General features: G+C 58.3%; 17 protein-coding genes and 1 tRNA gene. 2 read left to right on the forward strand and 16 right to left on the reverse strand.

Translation table 11 applies throughout. The features are described from left to right. Nucleotides 1-187: 187 nt before the first annotated feature. Complete coding sequence (locus tag QMG46_RS17430; RefSeq protein WP_281849120.1) at nt 188-601, reverse strand: hypothetical protein; 414 nt, start codon at nt 599-601, stop codon at nt 188-190. Nucleotides 602-627: 26 nt separating this feature from the next. Between QMG46_RS17430 and QMG46_RS17435 the strand changes: the two genes are divergently transcribed. After that, nucleotides 628-1,629, forward strand: a complete 1,002-nt coding sequence (locus QMG46_RS17435) for a VOC family protein (RefSeq protein ID WP_281849121.1) — start codon at nt 628-630, stop codon at nt 1,627-1,629. A gap of 105 nt (nt 1,630-1,734) precedes the next feature. Here QMG46_RS17435 and QMG46_RS17440 read toward each other — a convergent pair whose 3' ends face one another. Further along, nucleotides 1,735-2,595 (reverse strand): alpha/beta fold hydrolase, encoded by an 861-nt coding sequence (locus tag QMG46_RS17440; RefSeq protein ID WP_281849122.1) that lies wholly within the window; start codon nt 2,593-2,595, stop codon nt 1,735-1,737. 331 nt (nt 2,596-2,926) lie between these two features. Between QMG46_RS17440 and QMG46_RS17445 the strand changes: the two genes are divergently transcribed. Continuing rightward, the gene (locus tag QMG46_RS17445; protein ID WP_281849123.1) at nt 2,927-3,916 is read left to right on the forward strand and encodes a GlxA family transcriptional regulator; all 990 of its coding nucleotides are present in this window, start codon (nt 2,927-2,929) and stop codon (nt 3,914-3,916) included. Nucleotides 3,917-4,564: 648 nt separating this feature from the next. Here the strand turns inward: QMG46_RS17445 and QMG46_RS17450 are convergent. The 14 genes from QMG46_RS17450 to tpiA form a co-directional block, all read right to left on the reverse strand. Beyond that, nucleotides 4,565-5,791, reverse strand: a complete 1,227-nt coding sequence (locus QMG46_RS17450; RefSeq protein ID WP_281849124.1) for a phage major capsid protein — start codon at nt 5,789-5,791, stop codon at nt 4,565-4,567. An 88-nt stretch (nt 5,792-5,879) separates the two neighbouring features. Then, complete coding sequence (locus tag QMG46_RS17455) at nt 5,880-6,179, reverse strand: helix-turn-helix transcriptional regulator (protein WP_281849125.1); 300 nt, start codon at nt 6,177-6,179, stop codon at nt 5,880-5,882. A gap of 163 nt (nt 6,180-6,342) precedes the next feature. After that, nucleotides 6,343-7,581 carry an AAA family ATPase gene (locus QMG46_RS17460; protein ID WP_281849126.1) on the reverse strand — a complete coding sequence of 413 codons (1,239 nt, stop codon included), beginning with the start codon at nt 7,579-7,581 and terminating at the stop codon, nt 6,343-6,345. Beyond that, a complete protein-coding gene (locus QMG46_RS17465; protein ID WP_281849127.1) occupies nt 7,565-8,467 on the reverse strand; it encodes a toprim domain-containing protein in 903 nt (300 codons plus the stop codon). Before QMG46_RS17465 ends, QMG46_RS17460 begins: the two co-directional genes overlap by 17 nt. After that, complete coding sequence (locus tag QMG46_RS17470; protein ID WP_281849128.1) at nt 8,464-8,832, reverse strand: hypothetical protein; 369 nt, start codon at nt 8,830-8,832, stop codon at nt 8,464-8,466. Before QMG46_RS17470 ends, QMG46_RS17465 begins: the two co-directional genes overlap by 4 nt. Before the next feature lie 411 nt (nt 8,833-9,243). Beyond that, nucleotides 9,244-9,912: a tail assembly protein gene (locus QMG46_RS17475; protein ID WP_281849129.1), complete on the reverse strand. Its 669-nt coding sequence runs from the start codon at nt 9,910-9,912 to the stop codon at nt 9,244-9,246. After that, nucleotides 9,909-10,124, reverse strand: a complete 216-nt coding sequence (locus QMG46_RS17480; protein WP_281849130.1) for a hypothetical protein — start codon at nt 10,122-10,124, stop codon at nt 9,909-9,911. Before QMG46_RS17480 ends, QMG46_RS17475 begins: the two co-directional genes overlap by 4 nt. After that, entirely contained in the window at nt 10,121-10,324 is a 204-nt protein-coding gene (locus QMG46_RS17485) for a helix-turn-helix transcriptional regulator (protein ID WP_281849131.1), read from the reverse strand. Before QMG46_RS17485 ends, QMG46_RS17480 begins: the two co-directional genes overlap by 4 nt. A gap of 61 nt (nt 10,325-10,385) precedes the next feature. Then, the gene (locus tag QMG46_RS17490; protein ID WP_281849132.1) at nt 10,386-10,868 is read right to left on the reverse strand and encodes a hypothetical protein; all 483 of its coding nucleotides are present in this window, start codon (nt 10,866-10,868) and stop codon (nt 10,386-10,388) included. 226 nt (nt 10,869-11,094) lie between these two features. Beyond that, a complete protein-coding gene (locus QMG46_RS17495; protein ID WP_281849133.1) occupies nt 11,095-11,730 on the reverse strand; it encodes a hypothetical protein in 636 nt (211 codons plus the stop codon). Then, nucleotides 11,727-12,914: a tyrosine-type recombinase/integrase gene (locus tag QMG46_RS17500; protein WP_281849134.1), complete on the reverse strand. Its 1,188-nt coding sequence runs from the start codon at nt 12,912-12,914 to the stop codon at nt 11,727-11,729. Before QMG46_RS17500 ends, QMG46_RS17495 begins: the two co-directional genes overlap by 4 nt. 176 nt (nt 12,915-13,090) lie before the next feature. After that, nucleotides 13,091-13,175 (reverse strand) — tRNA-Leu (locus QMG46_RS17505). Between the two features lie 16 nt (nt 13,176-13,191). Next, the gene (gene secG / locus QMG46_RS17510) at nt 13,192-13,668 is read right to left on the reverse strand and encodes a preprotein translocase subunit SecG (protein ID WP_281849135.1); all 477 of its coding nucleotides are present in this window, start codon (nt 13,666-13,668) and stop codon (nt 13,192-13,194) included. Nucleotides 13,669-13,692: 24 nt separating this feature from the next. Then, nucleotides 13,693-14,442 carry a triose-phosphate isomerase gene (tpiA, locus tag QMG46_RS17515; RefSeq protein WP_281849136.1) on the reverse strand — a complete coding sequence of 250 codons (750 nt, stop codon included), beginning with the start codon at nt 14,440-14,442 and terminating at the stop codon, nt 13,693-13,695. Between the last annotated feature and the right edge of the window lie 34 nt (nt 14,443-14,476).

Consider the following 14,476-nt stretch of genomic DNA (forward strand, 5'->3'; position numbering starts at 1 on the left):
TGTCCCCACCTGATCTTCTTTACCGTTGTTACTCCGTCTCAATCTTCAAATCAGGCTGAATCCGTTGCCTATCCCTATGGTCCGCGCACTGCTGCAACTACCAGGACTCGCAATGAGCCATATCCTTGCCGAAATCGAAAAACGCATAATCCAGGCGAAAGAACTTCTGGAACTTGAATTTGACCACTTAATGCGCGTCCAGAACCGCCAACTCGACGACAGTTTTGCTCAATTCGTTGTCCAGAGTCGTCAGCGCGAGATCGAGCATCTTGAGGCGCAGCGGATTAATCGGATCAAACTGATAAGCATTAACCACCCGGCGATAGACATCGGGCCTTCGACAGGGATCGGCGTCACCACGGCGACCGATTGAAATCGAGGTGGAGACCTGAAAACGTTTTCGGAAAACCTTTTCCTCTCCCATGTGAAAAAGCATCCGTTTATGCGCCGAACCGGCCGAATGTGCTCGTCCGATGACGGGGAAATGGTCAGCATGACCTGCGCATTCGGGTAGCCATGGCAATGGCGTGCGGGATTTCATCGCCGAGGTGCAATCCGGCCCTTGCGCACCGCCGAAAGTTCCTGCAAATAACGTCCCCATATCTTTCCCCCAGGATCCGATATCGCATGCGAGTCTTCAAACTGCTGACTGCGTTCTTTCTGGTGCTCCTAATCGGCCAGTCCACCGCCCTGGCCGCGGACAAGACACCGCCTCCAGGCGACCGCCTCGACCACATCCTGCTCTGGGGCCGCAATATCGATCAGGCCACCGCGATCATGGCCGCCAAGCTGGGCTTCCAGGTCCGCCCCGGGCGAGCCCCTGACGGCGTGGCTAACCGCTACATCCGCCTGCCCGACACCAGCTTTATCGAGCTGCTGGGCATCGCCCAGCCGGACGTGGCCGAGGCAAAGATGGACCCGGGCTCCCGCGCCGACTACAAGGAACTGAACGGCCAGCCCGGCGCTCGCAGCTTCGGCATCCACACCTCTGCGCTCGATGCCGCCCAGGCGCTACTCAAGCAGCGCGGCTTCGCGGTAACACCGATTTTCAGTGCAGCGGCGAATGACCCCGACGGCCAAGGCCCCAACAACCCGCCACGCTGGCGCCTGTTCGCCTTCGACACCTCCCCGCTGGCCAGCCACCTGTTCTTCATCGACTACGCGCCCGGCCGCAAAGACTCAGGCAGCGTCCTGGACGACCAGCTCTCACGCGAACACCCCAACGGCGCCCGGGAACTGACCTCGATCTGGTTGTTGTCGAACCAGGTCGACACGGACCTGAAGCAACTGGCAAGCATGGGCTTCGCCGATGCGACGCCGGTTCGGCTGCCGCAGATCGGCGCAAAGGGTTACTCGATTGCGATCGGGCCAAGCCACCTGCTGTTGTTCGACCCCGATGGCGCGGGCGTGGCGGCCGATGCATTAAAGCGCGGCGGCACGCAGATACTCGGCGTCAGTATCGGTGTGTCCGATCTGGATCGGGCGCAGCGAAGGGTCGAGCGGGGATATGAGGTGTTTGACCACCATTTCGCGCGCTACAAGAGTCCGTTCGGTGAGGCATTCCTGGCGCCGACGTTGGATGACCTGGGCATCCTTGTTGAATTTCATGCCCTAGGTGCCAAGAAGTGACCGACCAAGGTTTCGGGCTTCCCGAATCCTTGCGCTATCCCTGATCCATGGCGGCGGCAGCTGACTTACATGCTGCCGCCGGCTGAAGCATCGTCAAAGCCCGAACTAATTCGCCTTGATGAACGCCAGCAGATCTGCATTTATAAGATCCGCGTGCGTTGTAGGCATGCCGTGCGGCAGCCCGGGATATGACTTCAAGGTTCCGTGCTTCAGCAACTTCACCGACCGGGCTCCCGTGGTAGGGAATGGACAGATCTGATCGTCCTCGCCGTGCATCACTAATACCGGCACATCGATCGACTTGAGATCGTCATAGAACTCCGTTTCGGAGAGAACTCGTATGCATTCGTACTGGGCCAGAATGCTGCCCATCATGCCCTGACGCCACCAGTTCTCCCGAATGCCTTCGGAAACATTTGCACCCGGGCGATTGAATCCATAGAACGGGATCGTAATGTCCTTGTAGAACTGCGAGCGATGGTTAGCCGTGCCATCCCGAATGCCGTCTACGACATCCTTTGGAACACCATCGGGATTCTTGTCCGTCTTCATGAAAAGCGGAGGAATAGCACTGATCAGAACAGCCTTCGCCACGCGTCCCTTGCCGTACTTCGCCACGTAGCGCGTCACTTCACCGCCGCCCGTCGAATGGCCGATATGAATTGCATCCTTGAGATCGAGCGCTTCCACGACAGCAGCAGCATCGGCCGCATAGGTGTCCATATCGTGGCCTTTATCGGTTTGCGTCGAACGCCCATGACCGCGACGATCGTGCGCGATGACCCTATAGCCCTGCGCCAGGAAAAACATCATCTGGGCATCCCAGTCGTCCGCACTCAATGGCCAGCCATGATGGAAAAACAGCGGCTGCCCGGAGCCCCAATCCTTGAAGAAAATCCGTGTGCCATCGCTGACCGTGACGTACGAACTGCCTGTGCTCTTCGAATCATCGGAACGTTGAGTCATGTCATTCGCCTTCCAGATGAGATGGATACAAATGCGTGAGTCGGGTGTATCAGGAATGACACACCTCATTCGTGCAATGTTGAATTCAACGGAACGGCTGGCAAACGCCGATAGCCCGATCTAACCGAAGCCCCGAGCAACCCTCTCGGTCCGTCGTCCCGGCGAACGCCGGGACCCAGCGTCTTACGCTTCAGCGTATCGAAGCCCCTGAGCCCCGGTCTCCGCCGGAGCGACGATGGGAACTGAGGTTTCTCAGGGCGCCATCTAGACGTCCATTCAAAGGGTATTCTTAGCGACGGCAAGGCGACAATGGACGAATCGGACAAAGACCATGGTCAAAACGGCGCTCTCTCCAAAGCCTAGTGTCGAGGTCGGACTGGTTTGCGATGCAGGCACTTCACTCGCGGGTGTCCACGGTCTGACCGACTTGTTTACCTATGCCGGCGAATTCGCGTCAAAGCGGCAAGACGGCGATGGGCCGCCGCCGATTCGCGTCGTCCATTGGCGATGGGATGACGGTGAAACCGAAGTCACCCACTCCAGTGACAGCCAATCCGGCCTGCCGCATGCACCGACGATCCTGATCATTCCAGGCAATCTTCGCGCCCCTTTGCAGAGCTTCACGGCAAGTCCCCTCATACCCTGGCTACGTCAGCGACACGCGGAGGGCGTGGTGATCGCAGCGGTATGTGGAGGTGTCTTCCTATTGGCGGAGACGGGACTGCTGACGGGACGTCAGGCCACGACGCATTGGGCGCTGGCCGAACAATTCACCACCCGCTTTCCCGATGTGCTCGTAGAAAGCGATCACATGGTGATCGACTATGGCGACGTAGTCACCGCCGGCGGTGTGCTGGCGTGGGCCGACCTGGGGCTACGCCTGACCGAACGGTTCCTCGGCCCGACGGTCATGCTTGAAACAGCACGCTATATGCTCGTCGACCCGCCTGGGCGCGAACAGCGGTACTACAGTGACTTCAATCCCAGGACAAAGCATGGAGATGCGGTGATCCTGAAAGTGCAGCAATGGCTTTGGACACAGCGTGAGCGACCCGTGTCCGTCGCGGACATTGCCCATTACGCTCGCCTTGAACCCAGGACGTTCCTCCGCCGCTTTACCAAGGCGACCGGCATGACGCCGAGCGAGTACCAGCAAAGGCTGCGGATCAGCCGAGCACGGGAATTGCTGGAATTCTCCAAGCGGAGCATAGACGACATTGCGTCCAATGTAGGGTACGACGACGCGGGAGGATTCCGGCGTGTATTTCACAAGATCGTGGGGCTGACGCCTTCCGATTATCGGCGGCGCTTTTCCCGATGAGAATCAGTACAACAAAAAACCCGCGCCAGGCGCGGGTTTTTCTTTTAGCTCAGCAGTCAGTCCAAAGACCAACCGCTTCAATATGGTGCCAAGAGGGGACTCGAATTTGCTGCATTTTTGGCCATTCTAACGGCAATAGACCGTTGATACCCCCAGAAATACCCCCTAAACGGGGTATTTTAAAACTCGGCGCGGCAGATACCGTACAGCTCTCAACGTAAACACGGGATTTTCCCGTATTTAGAAACCAGAAAACCCCTGTAATTCAGCCTCGGAAGCGCTTTTAGGTCGTCCGGCGAATTGTGGAAATGCGTAAATTTGGGAACCGTCGGTCTAGGTTTCGGGCAGACAGGGACTTTTCATAGCCCCTGGCAGTCGCGATCACATTCATTAAATCAACAACTTACGCTGTTAGCTCGGCCTGAGCCAGCACCAGCCACATCTGCGCAACGCAACCGTGCAGAAAGCGCAATAACTGCATGCCAGACACTGAAACTAAAACGCCTCGATGATTGCTCATCGAGGCGTTGGCCTGGTCACATCAGTAAGGCACGGCCCAAAGAACCGTCTGCAACGCAGTACTACCAATGCTCAGGCTGCCGAGGTTGTTTCATGAAGACGGACACTCATCGGCTTGTCCGCCGGGTCTCACTTGACCCCAGTGATTACGGTCAGAGCGCTCGGGTAGTTGACTGCAACGTCTGCACGCAGATGGCACAGGAAGCCAATCTCACCGGTCTTGCTATACGCCTCACGCAGGAGCTGGATGCTCAAGGCCTCACGCATACCGAACTGCACGACACGGAAGTCACCCACGAACGCCAATGATTCGTTGTCAGCGTCACCGAGGTTCACCGGCACACCCGTGGTAGGAAGCAGCGATACGTCATTGAGCAATACCGGACGATTGAGCGGCTGCCCAAGGGTATCGGCAAGGCCTGCGAGTTCGATGAGCGTACGCGGGGCCAAGATGGCGCTGGTTGGCACCGGTGCGCGATGATCGAGCGACGCCTGGTAGGCCTTGAGTAAGTCACCATAAGCGAACGCAGCGCCAGCCTGGGCGATCGTGTTCACGCCTGCCGTACCCATTATGCCCAGAGGCTCAGGCGCGACACCGCTACCAACAAGGCCCACGCGATCCAGCTCTGCGGCGAAAGCCTGCGAAATGGCTGTGCGGAGCGCACGATCCATATCCGCTGCGTCGGCCAGCAGTTCGCGCGAGATGCGCACAATGCACGCCAATGACTGAGGTGTCTGCACAACGGCTCGGAAGGTCGGCCCGCTTTCGGCGACGTTGCCGAGCTCCTGGCGCCAGCTCGGCGTGGGCAATGTATCGATCGCAGCTGTCGTTATTGTTTTGGCGCCTTCATCAAGCGGCAATATGCTGGCACCGGCCCTCAGTAGCGAACTTTGTTCTGCCAGCGCATCCAAAATGCCAGGCATCACGATGTTGGGAACGGCATAACCACCGTTCGCGTCCGTCCCGCGGGACAATGACGCCATGGCAGCTTCCGTGGTTTGCATGCCGGCGATTCCGCGTACCATGTCCGCCAGCGACACAGCATTATTCTCGCCCTTCGCTTTCGCACGCGACTTGAAGTGCTCGGCAATCGCTTTCGTGCCGCGAAGACCAACAGCAGCGTGCACGGGTTCTACTGGCGCATCCTGGCTACCTCCGCCATGCATTTCTACGCTGGCATTGCGAATGGCCAGTGCGTCTACAGCGCTTTGCAGTTCCCTCACCTCTTGGTTGTGCTTGGCCTTGAAATCAGCAAAGGACGCGTTCAGGCCGCGAATCAGCGCCGGAAGTTCATCTGCTTCGGCACGGACCGTTTGAAGGCCGCGCGGGATCTGTTTACTGGTAGTGCGATTCATATGATTTCCGTGCAAGTTTCGGTGAGCTCAGTTTGAGAGGAGAGCGCGTGTCAGCCCATTAGCTTCCATGGGGTTGCATCGGTTTTAGTTATCCGTCTTCGCGGTGCGCTTCAATCCACGCCGCCACTTCCGCCAGGCGATAGGTCACCCGATGCCCTGCACCACCCAGCACGTAGAACGGTGGCGCCGAGCCGTCGCGGCGCTTGTTGGCCAAACCTCCAGGCGTTATGCCAAGAAGTACCGCTAGGTCCGCTTCACCGATGCGTCGATCAGCACTGATCCAATATCCAGCATTTCTTACCGCGGTCAGCAGCATGCTTTCCGTAGCGTCGGCGCGACCGTCGACCTGGGCCTGCAGGTGCTTGAGCAGTTGCCGTGCCTCGCTCATTGCTCAGCACCTCGGGGAAGCATGGCCAGGAGCTCGGACTTGCAATGAACGACCGCCGCCTGTATTTCAGCAGTGATGGCGCCAGCTGGCGCATCGATCGCCAAGCCATCCCGCCGGATGGTCGCGCCGACACTCTGCAAGATGAGGAGGACGAGGCAGGCGCTCATAGGTGAGTGACCTCCCTGTCGGCGAGCAAATCACCCTCCTTTTTGTTTAAGTCCGCCAGTCCAAAAGTTGGCGGTGTTAACGCCTCTGAACCCTCGCAAACCCGCATTGCAGAGCCATTTTCATTAAGACCGCCAATCGTTGACGTAGGGTTGGCGGTCTTATCGCTGGCGGACTTAAAACGCCATATCCAAAACCCACCTCCGCGCCCCTGCGTCCCCTGCCGCTCGGCGATGATTTCCATCTCCGCCTTGGCCCGCTCAATGGTCCTCCAGGTGATGCCGGCGGCCGTGGCCTCGAGCTTCAGCTCCTTCACTGTGACTGACCCGTCCTGGAGCATCTCCTTCAGGAAGTCGGTGGCATCGGCCACGGTGGACTCGCTTGAAGTGGAAGGCGCCAGCGCTTCATCGGCAGAGGCCGTCACTGGGTCGCGATCCCATGTCACATAGGGAACGCCGCCAAGGCCGTCGACCATCGTTTCTGCTATGCGATAGGACACGCCCGCGATGTCTGCACCAAGGTTGTTCTTGATGGGCAACAGGAGACGGCGGTGCGGGTCTTCCTTATCTCTGGCCACGACATACGCAGACCGCGCCGCAGCAACGAATGCCAGGGATCCAGTAACGCGGCCGATTGCATCACCCTGTCCTTTGTTCAGATGGCTCACACAGATGATTGCGACACCGTGATCGCCAGCCATTTGTGCCAGCGGCGCAAGCAGAGCACGGACATCGGCATTTTTATGACTGTCGGTACCGGCCAGATAAGCGCTTACAGGATCGATAACGATCAGGCGGCAATCCCCAAGACGCGCCAACAACCCGTTGAGAGCTGGCACGTCGGCCAGAGTAAAACCGCGTTCGCCTTCCAGGTCGTAGACCGATCGAAGGTAGTGCACCCGATTCACATCGGCTCCAGCGGCGTCCAGGCGGGGCCTGAGCGTATCGCCAGGGTCATCTTCACCGGACACCAGCACGACCGATCCCTGCGGGCAAGGCGACCCATCGATCCATCTCCTGCCCGTGGAGACGTGTGCGGCGACATCCATTGTCACCAGCGACTTGCCAAGCCCCGGATGACCCGCCAGCACGCTCAGCTTTCCTAGGGCGAAATGCGGTCGCCAGAGCCACTGAATAGGCTGCGGTGAAACAGTCGCCAACGTGATGATAGAAGCACCAACCCCAACCGGGGTGGCCGCCTCGATCGCGGCAGCGATCGGGCTACGAGAATTGCTCATGCGTGTTTGCCTCACCATTGGTGTCGGCGCCGCATTGCGCGGCGAAGTCATTGAAGTCGCCCGCAATGGGCGGGATAGCCAAAAGTGCATGGGTGGCCGCCGCGGCAGCCTTTGCCGCTTCCAAGCCTGGGTTGCTACCGTCCGGTTTAATGTCGTTGTCGCCGGCGATGACGATGCGAGCGCATGGATATTTCTCGCGCATGGCCCTGGCCACCGCCAGCAGGTTACCTGCAGAGAACGCCACAGCCACAGGAAGCTCCGTAGCAGCATGCAAACTCTTGCCAGTGGCCCACCCCTCACAGATGATCAGCGCGCCAGCCACGGGACCGCCAAGGCATGCATACAAGCCTTTGACGCGACCACCCCGCAAAAATCGCTTCGCGCCATCAGCCCTAATGCGTTGCAGATTCCAGATGTGGCCCTGGGTATCTCTGAGCGGAATAAGCAAAAATCCCCCATGCTGACGAGCGCCAGCAGCGTCAATGCCTTTACGGATCAAATAGGGGTGGTAATTGTTCGCTGGCTCGGAACCCTGCCATTGATCAGCAGCCTCACGGCGCACACGATCCTGCGCGTGCTTACGTTGCGCATCCCTAGCGGCCATAGCTTGCTGTCGTGCATTCCGCTCCATCTCCCTTTCAGCCAAAGTGAGTTGCTCACCAGGCCCGAGCACCACTGTCTGACGGATTGACCGGGCCCAGTGCCCGAAGGAAACAACTGGGCGCGGTCCGGTAGCAAATACAACGCACCATGCGTTGCGCCTACCGCGTTTGTCGTCACTGCAATCGAATCTGCAGATAACACCGTCGAGGCGGATGCATCCGATATCTGCAGGCTCCATTCCTTGAGCCCGCATGGCTTTAACTACAGATTCGAGCAGGTTCATGCAGCGCGATCCGTCGCCATAGGCGCATCACGAAGCTGCCTGTTCTCTTCCTGCAGAGCACGGATCATGCATTGAGCACGATGCAACTCGCGTCCCAAAGACATTTCTACGTCTTCGAACGTATTCCTTAACGATTCGATCTGAAGGTAAACAGACCAGAGCGCCATTGCTACCTTCTTCGGGTTACGGGATGCGTTGCTGTCTTTGGATTCAATGTCATCAGCGATCATTTCAATGACTGGAAGCAAGGTGCTCAATCCAAAACTCGCTTGCCATCCGATAACCTTGCCGATCTCATCATCGACGGGGATCTCGTCGCGTTCTTCGAAGGTTAAAGCGATGCGATATTGCTTATGGTTACTCATGGTTGAGGCTCCTTTCGTGGGAAGGAGCCTTCACCGTACGTCGCCAAACGTTAGACGAAAGCATGCGCGAGGTTGTCGCGGCCATGGCGCGATCGCTGTAACGTGTGGGCATACCTTGAGCGTGATTACGCATCATATGGCTCCTATGGTCTGAGGAACCGTCACCGATCGTTCTCACGCGATTGAGGTGACGGACGTGCCGGGGTGAGAAACCGGGGACCAAAGGAGACCCGGCCAGGCCGAAGCCTGCCCGACACGCCCGCCATAAAAGCTGGGCATGACGCAACAAAAAAGCGCCGTTGCGGCGCCGTTGCGCCTCTGGTCTATCCGGGTTCTCACGCCCGATCACCGATTTTGCGGTGATGGGAGGAGCATGCGCCGGCCGTGTGGACATCGTCAATAGGCGCATGGTCAGACGTCCTGGTCGTATGGCGTCTTCTTGAGGTTGCCGTTCGGTGTGCCAGAGCTGACACCGGACGTCGCGGGGACGTAATCCGAGGCGGTTATGGCCGCAGAGATCACAGCCGATCCGATGATCATGCGGCCATAGCCAACCGGGACGGGGTTGCCCTGCGCGGTGGTGTTCACCGCGCCGCTGAATACATAGCTGGGTTGATTCTCGGCGCTGTCGGCGTTCTTGTTGAGCTTGGGCTGCGGGGAAAGCAATTGCACAACGCCGCCAGCCAGCATACTGATGCCGATGCCCAACGTTGTTCCGCCATCCGATTCAGAAATGTAGGCGCCGACGACCACGAGGATGACTCCGAGGATGGTCTGAAGCACGCCACCATTCTTCGAGCCCTTAATGATCGGCACGAAAGTTATTGTGCCGCCAGCCGGTTCTTTGAGCTGCTCAATACCGATGTTTTCCCGGCTCGCACCTTTGCCGCGGAACACCGCAAACTCCATTCCCTGACGGTGCGCATTGGCGAAGAATGACCTGGCGTCACGAAACTGCGACTGGATCCACTGCATAGCTTCTGCAGGCGTTTTTGAATCGAGAAGAACCCTATGTCGCCTACCGTACTTATTACCCAATACGCCGACGAGCCGAATTTCCGTCATGGATGCACTGATCATGCCTTCAGCTCCTGACGCAAGTTCACATAGGCATCTTCGATGCGTTTTTCAAACGCTTCACGCCCTGGATCCTTTTCGTCCGCCAGCTTGACCAAGCATCTGATGCACAAGGTGTAGCTCAGCGTTACCTCACCATCCTTCTGATTTACGGTCATGCTGTTACTGCGCTTGGTGAGTAGCGCATTACAACCGAGGCAATGGCGCTTCTTCATGCCGCCGCCCTCTGTTGATCCATCCAAGCTTTAACATCTTCGCAGCGCCACACAGTGACGCGCTCGGAGAGCTTGATAGGTTGAGGAAATTTGCCCTGCTTTACCCAGCGCCACAGGGTTGTAGCGCCGATAGGAAGGATATGACCGACCAACTGCGCCTGACGCAGGTAGCCGGTTGAGGGGATGTTGTGTGATTCCATGGGTCCTCACTGCATGTTGCGGTGAGGCGCATTGAACGAGACAAGCGCGAAACTATAGGAGCTACAGTTTCGCGTCTTTTAGGACCTTCCTGACGTATTGCGCCGTGACACTGGCGCGCTTGGCGATCGTCGTCACCCTGGCCGCAGGGCTCCCGGAATAGGCCTTTGCTTCGGCAAGGACCTTCGATCGCCCTGAACTCTCACCGCGGCGCGATATTTTGCTGGCTTCGGCACCTTTGCGGCCACCCTGTTTGAGTTTCCTGCCTGCAGCGGTCGCGCCGTTAGTCATCAAGTCATTGAGGTGATTTGCTGTGTTCCAAGCGGCCTGAGCCTTTTCCATGGCAGCCAGCCGCTCCCCCGCTTGAAACAGCTCTAATGCGTCACGCATCTCGCCAGCGGCGGAATCCACCTGATCGGCGAAAAATACATCGCGGGCCCTTTGGAATACACCTTCAACGGCTTCGATGTTGATCCCGCGAACGTGCAGCAAACGAAGTGCGAACAGACGGTCTGGGCAAAGTGAGAAATCATCACTTTGCAACAACAGGCAGTCGTCACATGAGCGCAAGCCTATTTGCGATCTCCAGTAACCGTGATCCAATGCACTTCCGCTATTACAAGAGAGTGTATTGCCGCAATAATCGCAAGTCGCTGCTTGTCGGCTTAAGTTTTTTACCATCGCGCACCTTCGTTGCGCCCTTCAAGGAAGCCACGGCAACGGGTGAAGGTCTCCCGCTTTCGGCTGGCCGGCCTAGCCGTGGCGATCTAACTCAGGCGATCACACTGCATAACTTCAAAGCCAAAACTATCAAGTCCGACCCGCCGACGAACTCGGATACGGGATCGCCATTGTTCGCTTTGGTGATCGAAACTCCATGCCAGCTACTTTCGAGGCCGCTCTTTTTGTTAGCTATTTTTCCTCCATGAGCGTATGCGTCTCTGAGTATCCGAGCGAGACGGCCTGCATCGCCACCTCTCTTAGAGATTGAAGTCTCATGTGTTTCAAATAAATGAACAAAGCCCGGCCACAGAACCATTTCCATCCATCTCTTAAGTTCTTCTGGCCAACCAGCCTGGGCGCTTTGATCCTTGCCAAAATGTAATGTGATTACCATACCTAGAATCTTCTGTCCCGAAAGAACATCTTCCACGGAACCGTGTGCGGGTATACGCACAGTGTAGTCAAAACCGACGCCTGATAACCCGATGTAGTCACCCTTGCTAACAGTCAATTTGTTAATCGATGAGATCGCAATCGTCATTGCAGAAACAGATAAAGCCATGTGCCAGAAGAAATCAAATGCCGGATTCTCCCGGTGAACAACATAGTGTTCGTCGCCGAAATCTTGATCGATCGAAGTTAGTAAACCGGGCCTTAAAGGAAGGTTGAGCCCGAGGTTATTCATTGCTTCAAACCCTCCAAGTGGTCAGCCCATGCTTGCATCATGCGCTTGCGCTCGTCCAAGTACTGTGCCGCATGGGTATAGGCCTCTCGTACCTTGTTGGATTCCGCGTGCGCTAACTGGCGCTCAATGGCGTCCGCGTTCCATCCCATTTCATTCAGTCGTGTGGCAGCAAGGCTACGGAAGCCATGCCCCGTCATCTCATCGCCGGAGTAGCCCAGTCGACGTAGCGCGGCATTCACGGTGTTCTCGCTCATTGGCCGGCTGGCCGAGCGCAGTCCTGGAAAGACATAGCGTCCTGAACCTGTGAGCGGCTGCAGCTCGCGCAGGATACTCACGGCCTGTGTAGACAATGGCACCAAATGCGGCGCCTTCATCTTCATACGCTCGCCAGGGATACGCCAAATGGAGCCGTCTAAGTCGATCTCGGTCCATTCGGCCCGCCTCAATTCACCAGGCCGGACAAACACCATGGCCACCAACTGCAACGCTGCCTTCGTAACCAGCTGACCAGCGAACCCGTCGATGGCGCGAAGCAACGCCCCAATCTCTTTCGGGTCCACCACCGCAGCGTGATGCTTAGGTTTCGGGGTCTTCAATGTGCCGCGCAAACTCGGTGTCGGATCATTGTCGGTCAAGCCTTCGAGGATGGCGAACCGGAACACCTGGCCGGCCTTGATTTTTGCGCGCTTCGTGGTCTCCAACATGCCGCTGGACTCAGTCTGACGCAGGGCATTGAGCAATTCTCGTGGCGTGATATCTCCGATGGGCCGGTGACCGATGTGCGGAAATAGGAACGTCTCGAGGATCCACCGATTCTTGTTAGCCGTGATCTCGGCAACCTCCTGGCGATCCATCCAACGGCGCGCGACTACCTCGAACGTCTCTTGCTTTGTTTGCTCGACCAAGGCGCGCGCCTGGCGCTCTGCTACACGTTCTGCGCTCGGGTCAGCGCCACGAGCGATCTGCCGGCGCGCCTCATCACGCCGGGCTCGCGCATCGGCCAAGCCGATGTCAGGGTAACGGCCCAGCGCCAGCACCTTCTCTTTGCCATCGACACGATATTTGAGGCGCCAGAGCTTGCCGCCAGAGGGTGTTACCAACAAATACATGCCGGCGCCGTCGGTGAGCTTCCGCGGCTTTTCGCCCGGGGCAGCCTTACGCACCTGTAGTTCCGTCAGCTTCATCCTGGGGGTATTTTCATTGCGGACATGGGCGCATCTTGCCACATACCCCCAGCCCTACCCCCAGATACCATAGAACTGTACGGGCCCCTATGAAACCTCATGACATAAAAAAACCCGCTAAACAGCGGGTTTCTTTAGCTTTATGGGTCTCGGTGGAATGCCATGAAACCCCTAATTGGTGCCCAAGAGGGGACTCGAACCCCTACGACTTGCGTCGCTACCACCTCAAGGTAGTGCGTCTACCAATTCCGCCACCTGGGCAGGTGTCTTGCGTTACTTACTTTTTGCTGTCCGGGGCCGGAGCCGGGACGTCGTTCTTGGCGGCCGGCTGCGGAGCCGGAACGTCGCTATGGTTTGCTGCTGCCGGGGCGGCGGCCGCCGGAGTGGTCGCTGCGGGCACGGTGGCCTGCGGGACTTCCGAGTTGGCCGGCGCCGTGGGCTGCGCATTCTGTTTGTTTGCCGGCGGATTGGCAAGACCGGACATGACGCCCAGATCGTTGCCGGCGGTATCCGTCGGTGCGCCATGGCGGCTCAGGTAGATACCCATGCCAAGGCTCAACAGGAAGAACAATGCGGCGAGCACGCCCGTGGCACGGGTCATGAACGTCGATGATCCGCGGGCACCGAACACGGTGGCGGAAGCACCGCCGCCGAAACCGGAGCCTGCATCAGCACCGGCGCCGCGCTGCATAAGAATCAGCACGATCATCGACGCCGCGATCAGAATGTAGAACACACTGAAAATGACGAACATGGTTTTCTTTGGAATCCGTTGCGTTCAGTGCGCCGCAGCGCAGATACCGAGGAAGTCGGAAGCCACCAACGAGGCGCCGCCGATCAACCCGCCATCCACGTCCGGCTGCGCGAACAGGGCCGCGGCATTTGCCGCTTTGACGCTACCGCCGTAAAGCAGCCGAGTCAGACGGGCAATCATAACATCCTCTTTCGCCAGTTGGCTACGGATGAAGGCATGAACCTCCTGCGCCTGCTCCGGGCTGGCGGTGTGCCCGGTGCCGATGGCCCAGACCGGCTCATAGGCGATCACGGCGGTGTCGAAGCTGGCAATACCGTTCAGCTCGATCGCCGCGGCCAGCTGGCGCCCGATGACCTGCTCGGTCTGGCCCGCGTCGCGCTCGGCCAGGGTCTCGCCCAGGCACAGGATCGGGGTCAGCCCACCGGCGCGGGCGGCGGCGAATTTACGGGCGATCAGCGCGTCGCTTTGGCCGTGATACTGGCGGCACTCGGAATGGCCCACGATCACCCAGGTGGCGCCGACGTCGGCCAGCATCGCGGCCGAGGTTTCGCCGGTATAGGCACCCTGCCCCTCGTGCGCGCTGACGTCCTGCCCACCGAAGCCCAGGCCCGAACTCGCGTACTGCTCGATCAAGGCAGCCAGATACGGCAACGGCGGAAACACGGCGACATCGATATCCGAAGGGAGGCTCGCAACGATATCGCCCACCAAGCCCGTGGCCATCGAACGACTGCCGTGCATCTTCCAGTTACCGGCGACGAGTTTCTTGCGCATGGCGAGCATTCCTTACTACGAAGAATCGCAAGCT

Source organism: Dyella sp. GSA-30, assembly GCF_027924605.1.
In the GTDB taxonomy this organism is placed as follows: domain Bacteria; phylum Pseudomonadota; class Gammaproteobacteria; order Xanthomonadales; family Rhodanobacteraceae; genus GSA-30.